2 protein-coding genes and 1 pseudogene are annotated in these 1745 nt (G+C 51.5%); 2 read left to right on the top strand and 1 reads right to left on the bottom strand.

What is annotated here, in order from left to right:
• Nucleotides 1-176 (top strand): annotated as a pseudogene (locus tag AC1DRJ_RS26540) (L-asparaginase); the annotation flags it as partial.
• A 21-nt stretch (nucleotides 177-197) separates the two neighbouring features.
• Complete coding sequence (locus AC1DRJ_RS26535; protein WP_477804763.1) at nucleotides 198-434, top strand: DUF1654 domain-containing protein; 237 nt, start codon at nucleotides 198-200, stop codon at nucleotides 432-434.
• Between the two features lie 573 nt (nucleotides 435-1007).
• Here the strand turns inward: AC1DRJ_RS26535 and AC1DRJ_RS26530 are convergent.
• Nucleotides 1008-1745, bottom strand: a 738-nt coding sequence (locus AC1DRJ_RS26530; protein WP_477804762.1) for a hypothetical protein, incomplete at its 5' end; no start/stop codon positions are given.

The raw sequence follows: 1745 nt of genomic DNA, 5'->3' as shown, positions 1-1745 counted from the left end.
CGTCCCACGTCAACGCCGGCGGTTTCGTGCTGCGCAATGCCGAACAGCCTGACGACAAATACGACTGGGTGGTCGCGCACGACCTGAACCCGCAAAAAGCACGCATCCTGGCCATGGTTGCCCTGACCAAGACCAACGACAGCAAAGAGTTGCAACGGATGTTCTGGGAGTACTGATTCACTCTCGCCCGACCGGTTCTGGCCGGGCACTCTCTCAACCACTCGTCAGCGTTGACGGGTGGCTTGGGTCTGCGCGTTCCGAAAATCATCAATTCCCCCACCGCTCAAAAAGCTAGAGCCGCACTGATCTTCCGCCTGCCAGATGAACCTGTGGATGAGTGGGAACAATTGCTCCATGAGAACGACGACATTACGCTCGCCTATCGTGACGATGTCGGAGTGCAGATTTTCTGGGTTGTACCGAAGGAAGATTGAGTCAATGCGACATGCAAATAGCCTTGGTGTTAACCTCACTATCCACTTGAAGACGGGTCGCTATCAGATCGAAAAACGCAAAGGCAATCCAAGACGAATGAGGGTAACGCTGACCCTCTCGGTAATTACCCCCGCCTTCTCAAKCCCTCCAYCGACCTTTTCCGAAGCCAAAGTACAGCCAAGCAGAAAATCYACCTCGACCAGTCRAACAGYTCCATGGGCGAGTTGTATTRCGGCTGCAAATGGACGTGGGTTGGMAAATCAGGTGGTCGTATCGATGCTGAGTCATGYGGCCTTAAGGCCAGAAAGCAAGAGAATCGGGCAGAGMGWACKGAGTGGGAACACATCGTTCSTGCGTGGACATTCGAAAACAATCACAGCCGCTGATGAGGCGCTCCTCCCTAAGGAGGAGAAATGCATCCACGGCCTCACCAAGCAGTAAATTCCAGGCTCAAGCGCTGCCGGACTTCGATAATCACTTGTTCATCGGACAATTCATGATTCGATGAGTCGACCCAATAGACGCTCGAATTACTCCACCATATCAGAGGCACTCCAAATTCCTCTGGCAGACTATGGAGTCAACAGGACTATGGGGTACTGATTCTGTGCACGGATCTGGGCTATGAAATCACTACCACTGATACCTTTGCTGATTAGATGCTCGATAAGCAACGGTTTACTCAAGGCTGAGTCAGTAACCTCCCGGAGTCCTGCGACGATGGTTTTCGCCTTTTTCTGATTGGCTTGGTAAGTGATCAGTTCCTGTCCAACTTCTCGGACTCCCTCTGGCATCATTCTATTGGCCAGACGACTCTGGCTGATGCCATCAAACAGCTCGGTGTACGTGTTAGCGATGACCTTCGAGGCATGTTGTGCAGCCGCCATTTCGTTGCCCTGCAAAAGGCAATGAATGCGCGTTGCATTACAAAGTAGAAGAGTGGTTGTAAGCAAATTGAGCCACTCGGGGTTGAAACGACCCTCGCTCAGATGATGGCCAATTTCTGTGCGTAGAAAACCACTTTCAAATGCGAGCTTTTCTTCCAGACCAATCCATTCTCTCACTGGATACTGCAGATGAGGTATTTGATCTGAACGCTCAAACAGTACGTAAATGTTTGAAAAGCGCTGGCGCATTTCGCGTTCATAAAGATCTTGGAAGTAACGGCTCATCTTGCCGGACAGATCGGAGATCGACACCTCCAATTCCTTCAGTTTCTTGTTGATCACCATGAAGCCGAGCACGCTGACCCCTAGCCCGGCCACTGCAACACCAATGTTCGAATACTGCAGCAACTGAAGCCCCTCGAC

The sequence above is a fragment of the Pseudomonas sp. P5_B2 genome, assembly GCF_056400445.1.
This window is presented reverse-complemented; position numbering and strand designations above follow the sequence as displayed.